General features: G+C 32.5%; 18 protein-coding genes. 9 read left to right on the forward strand and 9 right to left on the reverse strand.

The features are described 5' to 3' along the window. The first annotated feature begins 265 nt into the window (after positions 1 to 265). From murQ to AC061C_RS11745, 5 genes are all read left to right on the forward strand, one after another. The gene (gene murQ / locus AC061C_RS11725) at positions 266 to 1081 is read left to right on the forward strand and encodes an N-acetylmuramic acid 6-phosphate etherase (RefSeq protein ID WP_478291326.1); all 816 of its coding nucleotides are present in this window, start codon (positions 266 to 268) and stop codon (positions 1079 to 1081) included. A 275-nt stretch (positions 1082 to 1356) separates the two neighbouring features. Continuing rightward, positions 1357 to 1578 (forward strand): DUF6095 family protein, encoded by a 222-nt coding sequence (locus tag AC061C_RS11730; RefSeq protein WP_309756781.1) that lies wholly within the window; start codon positions 1357 to 1359, stop codon positions 1576 to 1578. Next, positions 1578 to 2150: a pentapeptide repeat-containing protein gene (locus tag AC061C_RS11735; protein WP_478291327.1), complete on the forward strand. Its 573-nt coding sequence runs from the start codon at positions 1578 to 1580 to the stop codon at positions 2148 to 2150. The genes AC061C_RS11730 and AC061C_RS11735 overlap by 1 nt, the downstream gene beginning before the upstream one ends. 151 nt (positions 2151 to 2301) lie before the next feature. Continuing rightward, positions 2302 to 2676: a DNA topoisomerase IV gene (locus AC061C_RS11740; RefSeq protein ID WP_309756784.1), complete on the forward strand. Its 375-nt coding sequence runs from the start codon at positions 2302 to 2304 to the stop codon at positions 2674 to 2676. A 25-nt stretch (positions 2677 to 2701) separates the two neighbouring features. Beyond that, positions 2702 to 3481 (forward strand): TerC family protein, encoded by a 780-nt coding sequence (locus tag AC061C_RS11745; protein WP_417943421.1) that lies wholly within the window; start codon positions 2702 to 2704, stop codon positions 3479 to 3481. 48 nt (positions 3482 to 3529) lie between these two features. On the opposite strand, the gene AC061C_RS11750 is transcribed toward AC061C_RS11745, so the two are convergent. From AC061C_RS11750 to ychF, 8 genes are all read right to left on the reverse strand, one after another. After that, positions 3530 to 6223: a DNA gyrase/topoisomerase IV subunit A gene (locus tag AC061C_RS11750; RefSeq protein WP_478291328.1), complete on the reverse strand. Its 2694-nt coding sequence runs from the start codon at positions 6221 to 6223 to the stop codon at positions 3530 to 3532. Between the two features lie 25 nt (positions 6224 to 6248). Next, positions 6249 to 7907 (reverse strand): DUF262 domain-containing protein, encoded by a 1659-nt coding sequence (locus tag AC061C_RS11755; RefSeq protein ID WP_478291329.1) that lies wholly within the window; start codon positions 7905 to 7907, stop codon positions 6249 to 6251. Between the two features lie 8 nt (positions 7908 to 7915). Beyond that, entirely contained in the window at positions 7916 to 8920 is a 1005-nt protein-coding gene (locus AC061C_RS11760) for a hypothetical protein (protein WP_478291330.1), read from the reverse strand. Further along, positions 8904 to 10118, reverse strand: coding sequence for an AAA family ATPase (locus AC061C_RS11765; protein ID WP_478291331.1), 1215 nt, complete (start codon positions 10116 to 10118; stop codon positions 8904 to 8906). Before AC061C_RS11765 ends, AC061C_RS11760 begins: the two co-directional genes overlap by 17 nt. Positions 10119 to 10210: 92 nt before the next feature. Then, positions 10211 to 10612 (reverse strand): DUF1016 N-terminal domain-containing protein, encoded by a 402-nt coding sequence (locus tag AC061C_RS11770; protein ID WP_478291332.1) that lies wholly within the window; start codon positions 10610 to 10612, stop codon positions 10211 to 10213. Positions 10613 to 10859: 247 nt separating this feature from the next. Next, a complete protein-coding gene (locus AC061C_RS11775; protein ID WP_478291333.1) occupies positions 10860 to 12722 on the reverse strand; it encodes a DNA topoisomerase IV subunit B in 1863 nt (620 codons plus the stop codon). A gap of 174 nt (positions 12723 to 12896) precedes the next feature. Beyond that, complete coding sequence (locus AC061C_RS11780; protein WP_478291334.1) at positions 12897 to 13418, reverse strand: NADPH-dependent FMN reductase; 522 nt, start codon at positions 13416 to 13418, stop codon at positions 12897 to 12899. 596 nt (positions 13419 to 14014) lie between these two features. Further along, entirely contained in the window at positions 14015 to 15109 is a 1095-nt protein-coding gene (ychF, locus tag AC061C_RS11785; protein WP_309755885.1) for a redox-regulated ATPase YchF, read from the reverse strand. Between the two features lie 293 nt (positions 15110 to 15402). On the opposite strand from ychF, the gene AC061C_RS11790 reads away from it, so the two are divergent. From AC061C_RS11790 to AC061C_RS11800, 3 genes are all read left to right on the forward strand, one after another. Next, positions 15403 to 18264, forward strand: coding sequence for a TonB-dependent receptor (locus tag AC061C_RS11790; RefSeq protein ID WP_478291335.1), 2862 nt, complete (start codon positions 15403 to 15405; stop codon positions 18262 to 18264). Between the two features lie 94 nt (positions 18265 to 18358). After that, positions 18359 to 19099, forward strand: coding sequence for a class I SAM-dependent DNA methyltransferase (locus AC061C_RS11795; RefSeq protein ID WP_478291336.1), 741 nt, complete (start codon positions 18359 to 18361; stop codon positions 19097 to 19099). Positions 19100 to 19215: 116 nt separating this feature from the next. Further along, positions 19216 to 19752 carry a hypothetical protein gene (locus AC061C_RS11800; RefSeq protein WP_478291337.1) on the forward strand — a complete coding sequence of 179 codons (537 nt, stop codon included), beginning with the start codon at positions 19216 to 19218 and terminating at the stop codon, positions 19750 to 19752. A gap of 82 nt (positions 19753 to 19834) precedes the next feature. On the opposite strand, the gene AC061C_RS11805 is transcribed toward AC061C_RS11800, so the two are convergent. Beyond that, entirely contained in the window at positions 19835 to 20185 is a 351-nt protein-coding gene (locus AC061C_RS11805) for a 4Fe-4S dicluster domain-containing protein (protein ID WP_121925579.1), read from the reverse strand. Between the two features lie 135 nt (positions 20186 to 20320). Here AC061C_RS11805 and AC061C_RS11810 point away from each other — a divergent pair, with 135 nt between their 5' ends. Then, positions 20321 to 21379: an acyl-CoA reductase gene (locus tag AC061C_RS11810; RefSeq protein WP_478291338.1), complete on the forward strand. Its 1059-nt coding sequence runs from the start codon at positions 20321 to 20323 to the stop codon at positions 21377 to 21379. The last annotated feature ends 74 nt before the right edge of the window (positions 21380 to 21453 follow it).

A 21453-nucleotide genomic window follows, 5' to 3' on the forward strand; every position in this document is an offset into this window, starting at 1 on the left:
AAAATACGGGATTCTAAGGCTCTTTTTATTTTAGACTTTCGGATAGCAGTGATTTAACTTATAATATTTAAACAAATATAGTATTTTAGTTCACGTGACAACAATTTGAAATCCATTCGCTGAATTAGAAATTAAAACTGGAAAAATTACTCCAACTTTATGAAACTAAAGAAACCTGAAACTTCTAAAACCTGAAACTAAAAATAGAAAATTTAGAGATTGTGATAAAAAAGGTTAATTTTGGAGTTGTCCAATTATACTAAAAATGACCTTCACAAAAACCACCGAACAATCTTCAAAATACGAACATTTAGAAAAAATGTCGGTTCAAGAATTGTTGTCTAATATCAATCAGGAAGACAAAACCGTTCCGCTTGCTGTAGAAAAAGCGTTGCCACAAATAGAAATTTTAGTGACTGAAATCGTTGCTAAAATGAAACTAGGTGGTCGATTATTCTACATTGGAGCTGGAACTTCGGGCCGTATTGGAATCCTTGATGCTTCGGAATGTCCGCCTACGTTTGGCGTTCCTTTTGATTTAGTAATCGGGATTATTGCCGGTGGCGATACCGCTGTTCGCAAAGCAGTAGAAAATGCAGAAGACAACCCCACACAAGCCTGGATTGACTTGAAAGCTTTCGATATAAATGAAAATGACGTAGTTATTGGCATTGCAGCCTCAGGAACTACGCCTTATGTTATTGGTGGCTTGCAAGCTTGTAACGAAAATAACATTACTACGGGAAGCATTTCTTGTAATGCTGGAAGTCCGCTTTCTAAAACTTCAAAATTTCCTATAGAAGTAATTGTAGGACCAGAATTTGTAACTGGTAGTTCCCGCATGAAAGCAGGAACGGCGCAAAAGCTAGTCCTCAACATGATTAGCACTGCCACAATGATTCAACTAGGAAAAGTAAAAGGCAACAAAATGGTCGACATGCAACTCAGCAACAGCAAACTGGTAGATCGTGGGGTAAAAATGATAATGGAAGAAATTCAAGTGTCTTATGATGAAGCTAGTGAACTGTTACAAAAATACGGCAGCGTAAGAAAAGCTGTTGATTTTTACCAGTCTAAATAATGGTATTCCTTTTTTATTTTGGATTGGCATTGCTACCTATTCTATGGATCTTTTCACTCTATTTATTACGAAAATGGAAGTACATCAAGATCTTTTTATTATTAAATATTTTTTTAATAGCAGTATATTTCTTTTTGATTTTTCATTCTATTTTATACTTTTTTAAAACGGATCCTTTAGGACTAAAAACCATTTTTTTATTCTTATATTTAATGATTTTTCAAACATTGATGAATTTTATTTTCTCACTTTATTATCAATACAAACATAAATAAATGGCCACGAATAAAGAACTATTATCAAAAGGAATAAAATATCTTGCAGGCGCTTTACCCCTATTATTTTTGGGACCAGCGGTAATTTATAATGCCTTTATGAATAAAGAAAACAACTGGCATTACCTCGTTTTGGCAATTGGTATTCTTGCCTGTGGTGCTGCCATGTATTTGATGTATGCCGGTTTAAAATTTATTATGAAAAGTTTATTTAACGACTGATGGAAGATCTCATTCACATTCAAAAAACATTTGATAAAGTCATCTGGGTTGGAAAAAGAATTAACAATCGCGAATTTGAAGATTGTATATTTAAGAATTGCGATTTCTCGAGCAGTAATTTTTCGAACAATACTTTTATGGACTGCGAGTTTATCGATTGCAATTTATCCATGACTGATTTAACGGGAACTAGCCTAAAAACCGTTATTTTCAAAAACTGTAAATTACTTGGCATCCATTTCAATACGTGTACTGATTTCTTGTTTGCAGTACATTTTGAACAATGTGTTTTAGATTTCGCTTCGTTTGCGGATAAAAAAATACAGAAAACAAAGTTCAATTCCTGTTCTTTGAAAGAGGTTACTTTTAGCGGTGCTAATCTTACGAATTCAGTGTTTCAAGATTGTAATTTAGATAACGCAATTTTCAATGAAACGCAATTGGCAGGAGTTGATTTTACATCAGCTTACAATTATAAAATTGATCCGGAATTTAATCCGATGAAAAAAGCGAAGTTTTCGACAGCAGGAATTATTGGTCTTTTAGACAAGTATGATATTAAAATAGTCTAATCCTAGAAACAAATAAACAATATCTTAATGTATAAAAAAGCAATTTCAATACCAAATATAAATTAGCCCTGATAGCAGTGGAAATCCTTTTTTGAGGCTTTTTAGCCGAGGAAAAGATTGCAACGAATAGCAGGAAATAGCTCCAAAAAAAATGAAAAAAATAATTTTACTTCCCGCACTACTGCTCTTACTATCGTGTTACGATGCAGAACGCAACTGTAAGGACTTTAAAACCGGAAAATTCAAGTTTGATTACGAGGTCGAAGGTGTCAAAAAAACTACTCTTTTTGAGCGCAACGACAGCATCGAAATTGAAACTTTTGAAGGAAAGACAGATACTGCATCCATACGATGGGTAAATGATTGTGAATATGTTTTGCTTAAATTACACCCAAAAAATAGGGCGGAAGAAAAAGCTATTGGAATGAAAATCTTGACAACTACAAAAAATTCCTATACCTTTGAGTTTGGAATGGTTGGCTCTGATGCAAAACAAAGAGGCACCGTTACCAAAATAACCGATTAAATTGTATCACCTATAACGCTCTAACATGGAAGTATTTTTAAATCCTGATGCTTGGATAGCCCTTTTAACATTGACATTTCTTGAAATCGTACTGGGAATAGACAACATCATTTTCATATCAATTGCAACAGGAAAATTACCTGTAGAGCAACGAAAAAGAGCAACTAAAATAGGAATGTTCCTAGCTATGTTTATGAGAATAGCGCTTTTGTTTGGTATTAATTTATTGATACAAATGAAAGAGCCTTGGTTTCATATTGATTTGAGTTGGTTTTCTGCTGGAATAACAGGACAAAGTCTCATTTTATTAAGTGGTGGATTGTTCTTAATTTATAAGAGCACCAATGAGATTAGGGAAAAAGTAGATGAAAAAGGACACGAAGAAAAAGAATTAGGAAAAGCGGCAACAAAATCGTTCCAAAATGTAATTTTTCAAATTATCTTGATTGATTTGGTTTTTTCTTTCGATAGTATTTTGACAGCCGTTGGAATGACAAATGGAGTTGAAGGAGCTCTTTATATTATGATCACTGCTGTAGTTATTTCGGTATTAATCATGATGCAGTTTGCAGTACCAGTTGGAAATTTCGTCAACAAACATCCTTCTATTCAAATTCTGGGTTTATCTTTTTTGATATTAATAGGTATGATGTTGCTAACAGAAAGCGCTCATTTATCGAATGCTTTAATCTTTGGAAGCCACGTAACTCCTGTTCCAAAAGGTTATTTGTATTTTGCTATTAGCTTCTCCTTACTAGTAGAAGTGCTGAATATGAAAATGACAAAAAATAAAAAAGTAAAGTAATCAACTTTAAAATTCATAAAAAAGCTTCCGCATTTGGAAGCTTTTTTTTTATTCTAAAGTTAACGTTATTTGACCATCATCGTCTAACTGAATCGATGAATCATCTGCATTTGTCTCTCCTCTCACCTCTAAATCCTCTGGAATAACTTCTACAGGAATATCATAAGGCAAAGGCTCTAGTAGGTTTACTTGTTTTAACTTATCGGTTGTCAGTTGATTTCCCATAGCTTTGAATCCTTTTACTGCAATAAACGATTCTATATCTACCGTCATACTCTCTTTTTGAACTCCTTTTATTTTTGGGAAAATCAGTTCTGCGACAGGACGGTAATCTGTGGAAACGATTTCTAATTGTGAATTTGGATGTTCTGTGATAAAACTCTCCTCTTTATTTTCGGTTTCCACCAAAAAACGTTTGATATAATACCGCTCTTTTTCGCCATCATAATAAATGGCTGAAATTGGTTTTTTAGGAATCCATTTTTCTAAAATCACCATATCTTCGTCAAAATGTGTCGATAATTCGGGTGTAATTGCTTTTAATTTTCCAGTTTGCGAAATAATTAAAATTTTGTCACTTGGTCTAAATTCTCCAAGTAATTCGCCTCGCCCATCAACGTTTAATCGTTGAACAGTCTCGTCAAACCAAACTTTTCTTGGTAATAAAGTAGAAATCCCCTTCTCCTTCAGTTCTATTTTTTTGATGGGATATTTGGTTACTAAATTCCCCTTAGAAGCACGTCCTTTTATAGCCAAATTAGCAAAATCAATATCGAATTTTAGTTTTTTAACAGTTCCTACTTGGCGCAGTAAAATAGTAATTACTTCTGCTTCACCATTTGGATTACACGAAAAATATACGACTTGAGAACCTGCAGTTTCATTAGTTAAATCGTATGCTTTATCTCTGGTAACTCCTGAAACATTGAATCGTTTGATGTAAGAAGGCCCAGATTTTCCATCACGATAAATCATGTTGTAAATAGTGCGCTTATCGCTTTTATCAAAAATAGCAATGTGAATAATATCTTTACCCACGAATGTTTTCGCATCTACTTTGGTAATCATCATTTTTCCATCACGAAGAAAAACAATTACATCATCAATATCAGAACAATCCGTAACGTATTCGTCTTTTTTCAAGCTGGTTCCCACGAAACCTTCCTCTTTATTGACGTATAATTTAGTATTCCTTAAAACGACTTTCGTAGCTTCGATATCATCAAAAATTCGTAGCTCCGTTTGGCGTTCGCGTCCTTTTCCGTACTTCTCTTTTAATTTGGTAAAATAGGCAATCGCAAAATCAATCAGATGTTCTAGATTGTGTTTTACTTGCTCTATATCCCCTTCCAACGCTTCGATTTTATCCTGTGCTTTGTTACTGTCGAATTTGGAAATACGCATAATTCGAATGTCCAACAAACGCAGAATGTCTTCTTCGGTAACAGCGCGTTTTAAATGTTTTGTATGTGGTCTCAAACCATCATCAACGGCTTTAATTACCGTTTCTTTAGTCGTCATTTCTTCAATGTCACGATAGATTTTATTTTCTATAAAAATACGTTCCAAAGAAAGAAAATGCCATTGTTCCTCTAGTTCACTCAATTGAATTTCGAGTTCACTTTTCAACAATTCAACGGTTCTGTTCGTAGATATTTTCAACATTTCAGAAACCCCAATAAATAACGGTTTGTTGTCTTCAATCACACAACCCAATGGCGCTACCGAAGTTTCACAAGCCGTAAAAGCAAACAAGGCATCGATAGTCTTATCTGGAGACACACCGGGAAAAAGGTGAATTAATATCTCTACTTCAGCCGCCGTATTATCTTCAATTTTCTTGATTTTGATTTTACCTTTTTCATTCGCTTTCAAAATACTATCAATCAAAGTTGTCGTATTTGTAGAAAACGGAATTTGAGTAATCACCAAGGTGTTTTTATCGAGTTGACCAACTTTGGCACGTACGCGAATACGTCCGCCACGCAATCCATCATTGTAATTCGACACATCAGCAATACCTTGTGTCATAAAATCCGGATACAATGTAAAAGGTTTTCCCTTTAATATTTTTATCGAAGAGTCGATTAATTCATTGAAATTATGAGGCAATACTTTCGTGGAAAGACCTACCGCAATCCCTTCAGCTCCTTGTGCTAAAAGCAACGGAAACTTCACCGGAAGATTGTTCGGTTCCGCTCTTCGTCCATCATACGAAACGCCCCAATCGGTAATTTTTGGACTGTAAATAACTTCCAAAGCAAATTTAGACAAACGCGCTTCAATGTAACGAGAAGCTGCAGCACCATCTCCTGTTAGGATATTACCCCAGTTTCCTTGACAGTCAATCAGCAATTCTTTTTGACCAATTTGCACCATGGCATCACCAATACTCTGATCTCCGTGAGGATGATACTGCATGGTGTGCCCAACTACATTGGCCACTTTATTATAACGGCCGTCATCTAATTCTTTCAAAGAGTGCATGATACGACGTTGCACCGGTTTAAAACCGTCTTCAATCGCCGGAACGGCGCGCTCCAAAATTACATACGAAGCATAATCCAGAAACCAGTCCTTGTACATTCCCGTAACTTTGGTAATAGTATCGTTTCCGTCTTCTTGATTATCGTAAAAATGTTGGCTTCCAGAGGAAATTACATCGTCAAAACCCTCCTCAGCACTTGTAATCTCATCGTCTTGACCTTCTGGTACTATGTTATCGTCTTCTTCGTCTTTCATTTATTTTTATACTGTAAATCTTAGTTTAAAAATTAATTGGTTCGTTATAAAAAATGTCTAAACTATCTACAAACCTTTTTTCAGCTTTAACAATCTCTTCTCTTCTTAAATCAAGAATTGATTTTTCTGATTCATAGGTGCCATCATATAAACTAACCATTTCAATAGTAATAAATAGATTTTTTCTTTCTTTATTTAACAATGAAGAATAATTTTGTGGTCTTTTTAATTTCGTTAAAAGTCGAAACTGTCTAATCCCTTTTTCTTTAACAACTATTTCTTCAATAATTGGAACAAAATTCTCAGAAGGATTATCTCTTTGAGGCTTTGAAAACAAATAACCAAATTCAAAGTTTTCAATTTCTTCTGAATTAATTTTATTTACAGAAATTTCCTTAAATCCTTTAGAATAATTAATCATAAAAAGTGCAAGGGATTTTGCTCTCACGCTTCCCATACCAATTTTAGAAGGAAAATCTAATGTAGAAAAATTCACTTTCTCATTGTCGTAAAAAACAGGGTCAACATTATTATTTTCTAAAAATGATTCTATAAAACGCTCAAAAGCCTTTCTTTGATTACTCAATGAATAAATCGTAAAATAATTAGAATATGAGGTTATCCAAAACCATCTTTTCAACTTTAAAATTGTATTCCCTGTAAGACTTTCATCTTCAAATGAATTAAAAAATACAGTCAAAAAAATTAATTGTGCATTATATGGTATTAACTTACTGTTAAGTACTAATAAATCTTCATAAAGAAATTTTACAGCTTTTTTAATGCTTTGAAAAGTTTTAGTTGCAACTTTTGCAAAATCATCACGTTTAACTAATTCTTCAATTTTATAATCAAAATATATTTTGCCAAAAGAACTTTGAATACACTGAAAAATTACATCGCGTTTTATTTCTTCAAAATTATATTGCCTCAATTCATCTAATAATTTATCAATCTCGGTACCTAATCTAAAATCATCTTTCAATGTTAAAGCAGAAACTATCCAATCTTTAGATATAATCACTCCCTTTGCATTAACTCTCCAAAATATTTCAACAGCTTCTTCTATTGTTGCGTAGTTTATATCAACAGAAGCAATTTGATAATTTGTAAAGATCTGGCCTATTTCATCAGCTCTATCATAGTATAACTCAATTTTTTTTTCGTCGTTTATAGACTCGAAATTTTTTCTTGCATATTGTCTAAAGTCAATTGAATTCATAAAAACATATACAGGAACTTGATGTGGAAAAATTTTTATACTTGACCTTAAATATACAAACTGCTCATCTTCTAAATCATAATACAAATTGAAATTTCGTTTCCATTCAGCTTGATTTAAAACAATATTATCAATATTGTACTTTTTAGGATTAGTCAAACATCCAAATAAAGAAGATAAACGTTGATAGCCATCTAAAATATAAATCGGTTCTCTTGAAGAATTTATAACAATTTTATATGGTCCAATTTTTGATTCTTCCATCCAAGCAGAAGCATTCTCTAAAGGCTTCCAAAATAATATTGACCCAATCGGATAATTGTTTTTTATACTATCAAATAACTGTTTAATATCATCTTGAGTCCATAAAAAATCTCTTTGAAAAGAAGGTATTTGAAATGCTCCTTGTTCAAACTCTTCAAGATAATTTTTTAGAGACCTAACCCTAGTATCTATTTTCAATTTCGAACTCATAATAGTTTACTTATTTTACTTAAGATTTCTTTTAATTCGTTTGGATTATTTTGATCTTTTGTCCTTTCAATTAGACCTTCTTGAGTAACATTTTCAAATAATTTTGGTAAATCATTCTTGAAATCATCAAATTTATCTTTAACTCCATTTCTTAGACTATTCAGTTTACTTTCTCTTTCTTTTACATTTTCATTTTCAGTGATAAATAAACTATAAACATCTGGATTACTTCTTTCTAAAGCCTGTGCATTTACACCGAATCCATTTTCAATATCAATAAAATCCTTTTGAATCGGCGTTAATTTTCTTAAATAAACCTTAACAAATTCATCATTTGGATCAATCGATTCAAACACCTCATCTGGCAAATAATTTTCAATTTCTCTTTTTTCAAGGAAATGAAAAGGAACATTATTTTCTATCAAATAATCTTCTATATCAATCCTTTTAGGATTCGGAGTTTGTGGATATTCTAAATCGCTATCCAAAAGGACAAAACATTTCAAAAAATTATTATCTCCATCGAAATTTTTCTTAATTCTCTCTATAAAGTGCTTAATATTCCCACACCCACCTAAATTCCCATATTCTAACCAATTTTCGTCTCTAAACTTCTTTATTTTTTTCGAACTTCTTTTAAAATTGCTTAGTAAAGAGTCCACAAAACAGCCATCATTGTCACTGTTTTCAAGAATTATGAGAAATGGCAAATTAAAAAATTTGATAGCTTGTTCAGGTGTGAAACATTTATTATCAACATCACTATTTATAGAAACCGAATAAGTTATATCTGCATTTTCCGTTATATATCTATTATAATAACCATTTATAATTTCTTTCAGATCATCATAAATATCTTTAAAACACGGCATTTCAGAAACATTAGTTAAATCAACAAAAATTTCATACTTATGTTTATAACATAAATCCTGAATTAGTTTTCTTAATTCAGAAACATTCACTGTGCCTTCAAAAACGTCAGCTTTAATTTCTATCCACATTCCCTTTATCTATTTGAGCAGTCCTAATTCCAATTGTTTCTTCAAGAGTTTCGCTGAAAATTCCTTCTGGCCAAAAACTAACTTTACCGAGGCTATCAACCTTAATTTCTTTTAAAGTACTTTCATTTAACTCTTCGTCAAAATCGACATAATAAATACCCAAATCATTTTCATTTAAATATCCTTCAGCAACAAGTCTTCTCAATCTTAATATGAAATTTTGAGAATGTGTCTCAATTAAATACTTTTTATTCTTATCTTCTTTAATTGATTCTGCAAATAATTGAGCTAATTGAGAATGAGCAAAAGGATGTAAATTACTTTCAGGTTCTTCTATTATTATTAAAGTTTCTTCTTCACAAGGTTTATAAGCTCTTGTAATCAATGGTAAAGACTGACCTATACCCATACCCGTTTCTTTAATATTTATTTCTAACTTATCTTTTCTTAATTCAATATGATAAGGTTCACTATCTACATCTATGTATAATTCCCAACCCTCAAATTTTTCAGAAATCCATTCAGAAATTTTAGCAAAATACTTTTTATCTGTTGTTAGATAATCTCTAATTAAAAAATCATACAAATACCTCCCGTCTGGACTTGATTTACTTTGTAAGGTTGAACTCAACCTATAATCTAGTTCAGCTTTTGCTCTTATTGAAGCTATAAAATCAGTGTTGAATTTATGTGGCTGACTAAAAATAGTTCCACTCGAATCAGAATCTTTTTTAAAATAATTTGCTAAAAAAACTCCTAGAAATTCACAACTGTATTCTTCACAATCAATTTGATTTTCATAAAGATTCATTCCTATATTTCGGAACTCAATTTCTTCATTAAGTTTCCATGATTCCAAAACAGGTAAATTCTTATTTATATCTACAGCTATCTCAAATGACAAATGATCAACTAATTCTGTTATTTTACTATTTTGAAACAACTCAATTTCTAATGCTCTTCCAAATTTACCATAGACTAAATCTCGATATTCATTTCCAATTTGAATCTCATCATTTATTAATTTTATAGGTTGACTATCCTTAGTTTTCAAAGCCCCTTCAATTAAAGTCATTAACTTTAGCACAGCACTCTTCCCTGAATTGTTCTTACCAATCAAAATTGTAATTGGCTTCAACTCTAGTATTTGTTTTTCTTTAAAAAGCTTATAATTCTTAAACGATATTTTATTAATCATTTTATTTTTATTGGATTAATCAATTACAAATTTAACTAATTTAAAAATGCTTTTATTATTACAGAAACTAAATGAATACTTTTGTTTACATTTTAAAAATTCGTCATCAGTAATGACGAATTTGAATTCTCAAAATCCCTAAACATTGTCTCTGAATTATGAATTTGCAAAATCCTAGACACTGTCTCGGAAATTGAGTAAGCTAAATAAAACTTCCTCATGTTTTCTAAATTATCAATCGAAAACCCTTTTCCAAACTCAATTGTCAACTGCTCCGAAAGTCCTTTCAATAATTGTTTTCCGTATTGAGCTCGTTCTTTTCCGCTTTGCTCTTCTTCGACAATCATTCTTCCTATTTCAAAATAAGTATACACCATTGTTGAATTTACGGTACGCAAAACCTGTTGACGGGCATTTTGCAATAACGCGACTACTTGAGAAAATAAAATTTTATTTTGAGAATTATTTGAAACAGTATTTTCTTCGTCTTTCATTACATATATTCTATTGAATAGTAATCATCTCAAATTTTGCGCTAAAAATGCTAAAAAGAATATTTTTCTTTACAAACATGCACTTCCTTTGTAACCTCAATTCCATTTTTATCCATCTCTTTCTTTATAACTACATCACATTCTTTATGATCATTACTCCTTATAATAAAAAAGGTAGTTGAAAAACTAATCACAAATAGTAAAGCGATAAGTAATAGTGTCTTTTTTGTAGGCATCTTATAACTATTTAAACTTTCTCGATTACATCTAATTCGACTTTCAAATTCTTGATGATAAATTCCTGTCTGTCTGGAGTATTTTTACCCATATAAAAAGAAAGCAATTGCTCAATCGAAGTGTTTTTGTCCATCATAATTGGATCCAAACGAATGGTTTCTCCAATAAAATTCTTAAACTCATCTGGAGAAATTTCCCCTAATCCCTTGAATCGGGTAATTTCTGGTTTTGGTTTTAATTTTTCTATTGCGTCTTTACGCTCTTCATCCGAATAGCAATAAATGGTTTCTTTCTTGTTTCGCACCCTGAAAAGTGGTGTTTGCAAAATATATAAATGTCCTTCTTTTATTAACTCAGGAAAAAACTGAAGAAAAAACGTAATCAATAACAGTCGAATGTGCATTCCATCGACATCGGCATCGGTTGCAATTACGATGTTGTTGTAACGTAATTTTTCCAATCCGTCTTCTATATCTAAAGCGGCTTGTAATAAGTTGAATTCTTCATTTTCATACACAATTTTCTTGCTCATTCCATACGAATTCAAAGGCTTACCACGCAAACTAAAAACCGCTTGTGTATTTACATCGCGCGATTTTGTAATGGAACCAGAAGCCGAATCTCCCTCTGTGATAAAAAGCGTACTTTCTAAATTCCTAGGATTTTTAGTGTCCGGAAGATGCGCACGACAATCTCTTAATTTCTTGTTGTGTAAATTCGCTTTTTTAGCGCGATCAGTTGCTAATTTTCGAATACCAGAAAGCTCTTTACGTTCTCTTTCAGCTTGAAGAATTTTTCGCAACAGCGCCTCTGCTGTTTGAGGATTCTTGTGCAAATAATTGTCTAATTTCGTTTTCACAAAATCATTTACAAAAGTACGTACCGAAGGCATTCCAGGTTCTGAACCCATATCTGTCGACCCTAATTTGGTTTTGGTTTGCGACTCAAAAACAGGTTCCATTACTTTGATACTAATCGCCGTAACAATCGATTTTCGGACATCAGATGCTTCGAAACTTTTATTGTAAAACTCCCGAATGGTTTTTACAATCGCTTCTCTATATGCTGCTAAATGCGTTCCACCTTGAGTGGTATTTTGTCCGTTGACAAAGGAGTGATACTCCTCAGAATATTGGGTTTTGCTGTGTGTTAAGGCAATCTCAATATCTCCTTCTTTTAAGTGAATGATCGGATATTCTAAATCCTCAACATTAATCGTAGCTTCTAATAAATCTTTAAGTCCGTTTTCAGAATAGTATTTTTCGCCATTAAAAATGATGGTTAAACCATTGTTTAGATAACAATAATTTTGGATCATCTTTACTACATATTCCATGCGGAATTTGTAATTCTTGAAAATGGTTTCGTCGGGAGTAAAAATAACTTTGGTACCTTTTCGTTTGGTAGTGTCTATAATGTCTTCTTCGAGAACCAAATTTCCTGCGGAGAATTCAGCCGCTTTTTGTTTTTCATCTCGAACAGACTCTACTCGGAAATAATTAGATAGCGCATTGACTGCTTTAGTTCCTACTCCGTTTAGACCTACTGATTTCTGGAAAGCTTTTGAATCATATTTTCCTCCAGTATTCATTTTTGACACGACGTCAACCACTTTTCCTAATGGAATTCCACGACCATAATCCCGAACAGTAACCGTTTTGTCCTTAATTGTCACCTCAATAGTTTTTCCAGCACCCATTGCAAATTCATCGATACAGTTATCGAGAACTTCTTTGACCAAAATATAAATACCATCATCTGCTGAAGAACCATCTCCCAGTTTTCCGATGTACATTCCGGGACGCATGCGAATGTGTTCTTTCCAGTCTAGTGACCGAATATTATCTTCGGTATATTGATTTTGTTCGGACATTTTAGAATTTGTGGATTTTAACTTCGTTCAGTTCGGGCTTTACTATGCGCAAAGCTCTCGAGTGTGCTAATGTAGTGTAATTCGATAAAATTTAAAATAGGAAGCCACCAAAGTTATCAAGAATCATATTGACATTTTCTATTGAAAGATTGAAACAGTAAAGGATTGAAAAAATTAAAAAGTCTTAACGATTTCTTTCAACTGATTATCCAATTCAGTGTTCGAAATTACACCTTTTTCTGTATCAAAATTAGCCTCGAAACTTGGTAATGAAAAAGTAGCTTTTACATTCCCTCCATAAAAAGGAAAAGCTTTTTTAGCGATTTCTAAAACGTTCGCACCACCTCTTGCGCCTGGTGAAGTTGCCATCAATAACATTGGCTTTTCCTGAAAAACCTTAGCATTTATTCTAGAGCACCAGTCAAAAATATTCTTGAAAGCTGCTGAATAATTTCCGTTATTTTCTGCCATTGAAACTACTAAAATACCTGCTGTAGCAATTTTATCTAGAAATGCTTTTGCTAACTCGTGTTGACCAATTTCTTTTTCGATATCAACCGTAAATATCGGCATTTGGAAATCATTTAAATCCAACACCTCAACCTCGGCATTTTCAAATAAATGGGCTGCGTAAGTTGCTAATTTTTTATTGATGGAATTTTTACTGGGGCTTGCGCCAAAGGCTATAATTTTCATAACGATTAGTTTTTCTAAAAGTAGTGAAAATAAAATAGCAACAACATAATTAGCCACAGATTCCCAGATCAGAAAAACTGTGTAAAAACTAAAATCTAATATCGTATTTTAATACAGCACTAAATTTATTTGCCACAGATTTCACAGATTAGCGCAGATTAATTCGTTATGTAATTTTAAAAATCTTTTAATCCTTGCAATCTGTGGCAAAAACTCTTTTTACTATTTGCGACACAATATCTTTAGTACTACTTAAAAATAAAAAACGAAATTTTATTGGTTGCAAAAATAGTTAAAACTATGTACTTTAGTGCATTTCCCTTTCAGGTTCTAAAAATATTTACCGCAAATTCGCAAATTATTTTTTACGTTGCAAGTCTTTAAATTTGCGAATTTGCGGTGGATTTTACATTTTAACCTCGCAGACTTTCAGTCTGCCAAACAAAATCTATGGACTTTAAGTCCATAGTGGTTTAGTTTTGCTAGATCGATTTCTACCCCAGATTGCAACGGAAAGCTAGATTAGGTACACAAAAAAAGTCGAAAGCTATTGCTAACTTTCGACTTTAAGACTTTCGGCTTTAGGACTATTTTACTTAGACATTAAATCTAAAGTGCATTACATCACCATCCTTAACGATATATTCTTTCCCTTCTACTTTGAATTTTCCGGCTTCCTTACATTTGGCTTCAGAACCGTACTGAACGAAATCCTCGTACGCAATAACTTCGGCACGGATGAATCCTTTTTCGAAATCAGTATGAATTACTCCTGCAGCTTGAGGCGCAGTAGAACCTACATTGATGGTCCAAGCTCTAACCTCTTTGACACCAGCGGTAAAATAAGTTTGTTGCTTCAATAATTTATAAGCTGCACGTATTAAAACCGAAGCTCCAGGCTCAGTCAGTCCCATATCTTCAAGGAAAACCTGACGCTCTTCATAGCTTTCTAATTCTGTTATATCAGCCTCAGCACCTACAGAAAGTACAATTACCTCAGCATCCTCATCTTTTACTAATTCGCGAACTTGATCTACATATTTATTTCCGTTTACTGCTGAATTTTCATCTACATTACAAACATATAATACTGGTTTTGCTGTAATCAACTGAAAACCTTCCATCAAAACTTCCTCGTCATTGTTTTGAGGCGTAATTGTTCTAACTGATTTTGCTTGCAATAACGTTTCTCTAATTCTGTTCAACAATGTTTCTTCAACAATTGCTTCTTTATTACCAGTTTTAGCAGCACGTTTTACTTTTTCCAAACGTTTTTCAACATTTTCTAAATCTTTCAACTGCAACTCGATATCGATGGTTTCTTTATCACGAATAGGATTTACATTTCCATCAACGTGAACGATGTTATCGTTATCAAAACAACGTAAAACGTGAATAATCGCATTACATTCTCTAATGTTTCCTAGAAACTGATTTCCTAAACCTTCTCCTTTACTAGCTCCTTTTACCAATCCTGCAATATCTACAATATCTACAGTAGCCATTTGTACGCGCTCTGGCTTTACTAATTCTTCCAATTTTTCTATTCTTGAATCTGGAACATTTACCACTCCTATATTAGGTTCGATGGTGCAAAAAGGAAAATTGGCACTTTGCGCTTTGGCATTAGATAAACAATTGAATAATGTTGATTTTCCAACATTAGGTAATCCTACAATTCCTGCTTTCATATGTAGTTGCTATTTATTTTAATGAAATAATATCTCTTAAACTTCATGTTGTAATCCTAAAGAATAAGAATATATAAATTTTTGTTCTAGTATTCGTTACCAAAAACATCTTACTATTTGTTCTAAAAATCTGCAAATATACCATTTTAATACTGTTTTGAAATGTAAAAACGATAGTTTAAAACAGGCTGAAATATTTTTTATAAAAAATTATACGAAGCGCCAATATTGTGTTAAAAAACAATTATATTGCAATCTATTACAAAACAAACAAAAACCAAACTCAACTTATTATGAAAAAAATTGCATTATTATTAATTTTACTCAACGCTTCGTTTCTTTTTGCACAAAAAGATGTCTCGGGTGTTGTAAAAGACAATACCGGTAACCCTTTACCAGGTGTAAACATTATTGAAAAAGGAACTCAAAACGGAGTTTCTACTGATTCTGATGGATCGTACAAGATTAAAGTGAAGGAAGGCGCTACTTTAGTTTTCAGTTACGTAGGCTTTTCTAAGCTAGAAAAAGTTGTTACTGCTGCAGTGATGAATGTTAGTTTATCTGAAGAAGGTGGACAAAACCTAGACGAGGTAGTTGTTACTGGATCAAGAACAGCACCAAGAAGTAACACAACCACTCCATTACCTATTGATGTAATATCATCAAAAGACTTGACCTCAACCGGACAAGCAACTTTTGACAAAGCTTTACAGTACAAAATACCGTCTTTTAACACGGTACAAACACCAGTAAATGATGCTACATCATTGCTAGACCCATACGAAATAAGAAACATGGGACCTAGTAGAACCTTGATCTTAATAAATGGAAAGCGTAAAAACCTTAGTTCATTGCTATATGTTCAAACGTCTCCCGGACGTGGAGAAACAGGCTCTGATATCTCAGCAATACCAACAGACGCGATTGAGAGAGTTGAAATTCTTCGTGATGGAGCATCCGCTCAATACGGATCTGATGCAATTGCCGGTGTCATGAATATAATCCTTAAAAAGAGTACAAACGGTGGATCTGTGACTGCAAGAAGCGGTATAACTTCTGAAGGAGATGGAGAAATGCTTGGTGTAAGTTTTAATAATGGATCTACAGTTGGAAGCAAAGGATTCGTAAATTATACCGTTGAATTTTCTAAAGTCAATTTAGCGAACAGACCAGGAAAAGTAGATGCTGAAGGAGATTTTAACGACTTTGTTAAAATAAACCCTGCAACATACGATGGTTACGTAAATGATGATAATACACTTGGCGGGACCGATTTGTCAAATATGACAACCGCGCAAAAAGAAGCCTATTTCACGAACAGTTATGTAGGAACGGCAGATTACAACGCAAAATTGGCAGCAATCAACCAAGGAAATATTAATGGAAGAAACGCAGTAAATAATTTTTTAAATGAAAAACCAGACGCAGGAAATGTAAATGGATCGCCACAAACTGCAGCTGCTAAATTTTTAGTAAATGGTGCTTTTGAGTTGTCTGATACTACACAATTATATTATAATGCAGCTTATGTTTATAAAAAAGTAAATTCCTTTGCAAACTATAGAACTCCATATTGGAGACCTGTTACGGATTTTTTTACTAGTGCTTCTATCCCCGACTGGAGAAAATCAACAACTTCACCATACTTGCAGGACTTCTTTGGCAATGGAACTGCGTCATCATATAAAGGGTATGTGCCAACTTTTGTAGGTGATCTAAATGACTATAACGCTACATTGGGTTATAAAGCCGTTAAAAATGAATGGAATACAGATGCTAGTATAACTGTTGGTGGAAACTCTCAAACATATTCTGTAGAAAATTCACAAAACAGATCATCAATTTTAGATGCAAATGGTAACAACGTTTATAAAGAAAATAGCCCAATATTTTTTAAACCGGGTGGAACTTCGTTCAATCACATTGTAGGTAATTTAGATATTTCAAAAGTGCTATCTGAAAAAGTTAGTATTGGTTTTGGTTCTGAATTCAGAACAGAAACCTTTGAGGTTATTGAGGGCGATAAAGCGTCTTGGGATGGAATTGGTGCAGATTCTTTTGCAGGAAATAGACCGGAAAATTCAGGAAAATGGAATCGTTATAATTTAGGTGCTTACTTTGATGTTGCATTTGATGTAACTGAAGATTTTTTATTGAACGGAACAGTTCGTTATGAGGATTATAGCGATTTTGGCGGAGCAACTGTTTGGAAATTAAGCTCTAGATATAAGTTTTTAGATGATAAGGTTACATTAAGAGGATCTGTGTCTACAGGATTTAGAGCACCTACATTACACCAAATTTACACACAAAAGGCACAATACTCTTTCGTAGCTGGTCAAGGAATTCAAGTAAGTGGAATTGTTAATAACGTATCTCCGCAAGCACGTCTATTAGGTGTTGATCAACTAGATGCTGAAAAATCAACTAACATAACTGTTGGTATTGGAGCGAAACCTTCAAAAAATTTCAACTTCACTGTAGATTACTATAACATTAAAGTAGAAGACAGAATTGTATTAGGAGACAGGCAAGATACCCAATTCGGAAATGTTGCTTATTTTTCAAATTCATTTGATTCTCGTACATCAGGTTTAGATGTAGTTGCTAATTATAGTAATATTTTGTTAGGAGAAGGAAAACTAGGATTTAATTTATCTGGTAATGTTACCTTACAAAATGAAAGAATCTCTGATGTAAGAAACAATTCATTCGGAGCAACTTTAGACGCATTGATGTTTACATCAAGACCTGATACCAAATGGATTTTGGGAGCTAATTATGAAATTGGTAAATTTGGTTTCTCTTTAAACAATACTTATTTTGGAAAAACAACTTTCAAACAAGATGGTTTGAATTCTAATTTAAGAACTGAGTTTACTCCAAAAGTTGTTACTGACTTAGGAATTACTTTCTCTGCAACAGAGAAATTAACTTTAGCATTGAATGTAAACAACTTATTGAATGTACTTCCTGAATGGAATTTCAAAGCAGAAAATGCAGCTGGGACAGCTATTTTAAACGACCCTGCTCAAGTAAAAAATCAATCTAACTTAATTACTTTTAACCAACGTTATTCTCAAATGACGTATGATGGATACCACTTTAGTCAATTAGGAACTATGTTTAATTTATCTTTAAACTATAAATTCTAATAGCGTTATAAAATGAATTTAAAAGGACTGTTTCACGACAGTCCTTTTTTTTTGGATAATTTTTATTAATTGTAGGTACCAATACACCAGTATCATGGCAAATCTATATGACGAAAAAATGGCGCCAATTTTTGATGCTATGTACCAAACCTTTATTAATTATGATGAAGAATACCAATTCTATAACCATCTAATTACGGAGTTTAATTGTAAAACTGTATTAGAAATTGGTAGTGGCACTGGAAATCTCGCCAAAAGATTCCTTGAAAATAATCAAGAATATATTGGATTAGATTTAAGTGAAAACATGATAGCTCTTGCCCAAAAGAGAAATAAAAACGGAATTTTCATGCGGGGCGACATGAGAGAATTTAAACTAGATACTAAAGTGGATTGCGCACTCATTACGGGACGCTCCACCAGTTATTTAATAACAAATGATGATGTACAAGCTGCCTTTCGATCTATTTCTAAAAACCTAAACAAAGGAGGAATACTCATTTTTGATTTTATTGATGCCAATAGATTTATTCCTTTCACCAAAGAAAACGAAATCATTATTCAAGAAGCAGAGCATGAAAAGGTTAAATATTTTCGAAATAGTAACTGGAAAACAACCTTGGCAGAGAACTTTATGTTGGAATGGACCGCACAATATTACACATTGAAAAACAATAAAAAAGAAATCATTGCAGATGATTTTTCTACAGTGCGCGTTTTTACTCTAAATGAAATACAATTATTTTTATTTTTAAATGGTTTCGAAATTATCCAGACTATTGACCGAAAAACCTATGCCTACGACACCTATGTTATTGTAGCTAAACAGATATAAAAACATAGTACTACTTCTCCTTGTGGTAATTATATAATTTTAGACCATAATTCCATAACAAGCTAAAGCTAATGAAGGTGTACATTTGAAATATATTAATCTTATAATTATCTATTATGAAAACTATAATTCTCGGAATGGTTGCTTTTTTATTTTCAATAAATAGTCAAGCTCAAATTAAAAACGTAAAGTCTGAAGTAAAAACTACAGTTACGACTGTGAAAAATTCTGACGGACAAAATAAATCAATAAAAACACAAGAAATAAAAGAAGTTCAAAAAATTGAATTAAAAGATGCTGGATCGAATGCTTTAAACAAAGAAATTAAGGCAACACCAGTTGAAGTTACGGCAATTACTAGTGTTACCACTAATGGAGTTACAAATATTGTAGATGTTGATAGATCTGCTTATTACGATTTTAATGGAGTGAAATACCAAGTAAAGTCAGCTGAGAGTGGTTATAATTTGTACCTACCTAACGCCGAAAAGGCTGCTGTTTTAAGAAAAACATCCAACAACAACTATATTTATAATTCTAATACTAAAACCTCCTACGGATACTTTGATGGAAATGGTAATTTAGTACTCGAATCTTATGATGCAAAAACAGATACTATAACAATAGAAACTTTTAACATCATCAAAAAATAAACAGATTCATATTAAAAAAAATCCTGTTCAACTACTTTATAGCTGAACAGGATTTTTTTTGTTTTAAAATTAAATCTTACAATTATTCGTTGTGTAAAAAAGCCTGTCTATTTAGTAAAGTTTCTTCACTTTCTACATGATTATCATCTGGTATACAGCAATCTACTGGACACACAGCAGCACATTGTGGTTCATCATGAAAACCTTTACACTCGGTACATTTTCCTGGTACGATGTAATAAACTTCGTCAGAAATTGGAGTTTGAGCTTCATCAGAGTCAACTTCAGTACCATCAGGTAAAATTATTTTGCCTTTCAGTTTGGTTCCATCTTTGTATCTCCAATCATCAGCTCCTTCATATATTGCTGTGTTTGGACACTCTGGTTCACAAGCACCACAATTGATACATTCATCTGTTATTATTATTGCCATTTTGTTGTAGTATTTGATATTGAAACTAAAAAAAACCGAACTCAGTAACTTTTGACTTTAAGACTTTTGACTTTCGGCTTATTAAAGCTTATTTTTGTACAAAATTACAATCAAAACTATTGATAAGCAAACATTATGACATTAGAAACAAAAAAAAGTGTTTTTGTTGAATTAGGTAGATTCTTAAGTCAATTTTCAGAAGATAAAACCATCAAAAATCCAAGTGTTTTGCATAATGAGACGTTTTTTGATGATTTTACTGCATTAATAAAATTATCACAATCACATAATGGTTGGTATACTCCTGAAAACGTCTATTTCTCCATACAATCTTGGGCAGAAGCACTGACAGAAGAAAGCTTAAATCAATGGCTTTCAAGCTATACAATTCCAATTCAAGAGTCTAAAAAAGTCGCTTTAATTCTTGCTGGCAATATTCCGTTAGTGGGTTTTCACGATTTCCTTTCGGTTTTGATAACTGGAAATAGTGTGTTGGTAAAAACATCCTCAAACGACCAACATTTATTACCTTTTTTAGCAAAGTACCTTATTGCTATTGAACCTGAATTAGCTAAGAATATTACTTTTGTAGCTGGAAAATTAGAAAATTTTGATGCAGTTATAGCTACTGGAAGTAATAATACAGCGCGTTATTTTGAATATTATTTTAAAAACAAACCAGCGATTATTCGCAAAAGCAGAAACTCTATTGCGATTTTAAATGGTAACGAAACTGCCGAGCAATTGACCGATCTGGGAGAAGATATATTTCGCTATTTTGGACTGGGCTGTCGTAATGTTTCGAAAATTTTTGTTCCAAAAGGATATTCTTTTACTTCCTTTTTTGAAGCGATATTTATATACCAAGATATCATACATTACGAAAAATACGCTAACAATTACGATTACAATAAAGCCGTTTTCTTGATGAGCAATTTCAAGTTATTAGATAATGGTTTTTTAACGATAAAGGAAGACAACAGTCATGCGTCTCCTATTTCAAGTGTTTTTTATGAGTTTTATGATGATATCAATGCTTTAAAAACAAGACTACAATCCGAAAACGAGCATATTCAGTGCATTGTAAGTGATGGCATTATAGAGAACAGCATTGGTTTTGGAGAAACACAAAAACCTAAATTGTGGAGTTACGCAGATAACATCGATACAATTGAGTTTTTGTTAACAATTTAGTAGAAAAAACTGCGATTATTTCGAATTAATTAACGCCTTTTAAATTACTATTCCCGAAATTTGCTCTTTAATTT

The organism is Flavobacterium sp. GNP010 (assembly GCF_056428945.1).